Genomic DNA, 254 nt, shown 5'->3' on the forward strand with positions numbered 1-254 from the left:
GCCTGCGATCTTTTACTCACGGGAACGGTTTTCCAAGACATCATCTTCACGGGCCTGCCGCACTCGCCCGAACCGGGCACCGAAGTCTGGTCCGAAGGAATGGGGAGCTGCCCCGGCGGGGTGGCCAACCAGGCAATCGCTGCGGCCAGATTGGGCCTCCGCACGAGCCTCGCCGCCACCTTCGGTGATGACGGATATGGGGACTACAACTGGCAGATCCTTGAAAGCCAAGAGCACGTGGACCTTTCGATGTC

General features: G+C 61.8%; 1 protein-coding gene. It reads left to right on the forward strand.

Translation table 11 applies throughout. The annotated features are described in order from the left end of the window. Nucleotides 1-254, forward strand: a 254-nt coding sequence (locus tag SB764_RS42500; protein ID WP_410867106.1) for a carbohydrate kinase family protein, incomplete at both ends; no start/stop codon positions are given.

This window comes from Paraburkholderia sp. SIMBA_027, from assembly GCF_046535315.1.
Lineage (GTDB): Bacteria > Pseudomonadota > Gammaproteobacteria > Burkholderiales > Burkholderiaceae > Paraburkholderia > Paraburkholderia tropica.